The 248-nt window shown below is 60.9% G+C and carries 1 protein-coding gene; it reads left to right on the top strand.

The window, feature by feature from the left end:
- Positions 1-129: 129 nt before the first annotated feature.
- Positions 130-248, top strand: a 119-nt coding sequence (locus tag AB2L51_RS15310) for an ExbD/TolR family protein (RefSeq protein ID WP_400922721.1), incomplete at its 3' end; no start/stop codon positions are given.

Below are 248 nucleotides of genomic sequence, written 5' to 3'. Positions count from 1 at the left end.
GACTTTGCCGATGACCTGCAGTCCATCCTGATCGGTGGCGTGCGCCATGGTGCGGCGGCGGAGAGCGTGCGGGTGAATGCCGATAACTCCCCGACCACGGTGACAACCTCCAACCGGGTGGGCTGAACCATGGGAATGCAGGTTGGCAACGGAGGAGGGGACGACGAAGTCGTCTCCGCCATCAACACGACCCCTCTGGTGGATGTGATGCTGGTTCTGCTGATCATCTTCCTGATCACCATTCCGGT

The organism is Acetobacter fabarum (assembly GCF_040702925.2).
GTDB lineage: Bacteria > Pseudomonadota > Alphaproteobacteria > Acetobacterales > Acetobacteraceae > Acetobacter > Acetobacter fabarum_B.
This window is presented reverse-complemented; position numbering and strand designations above follow the sequence as displayed.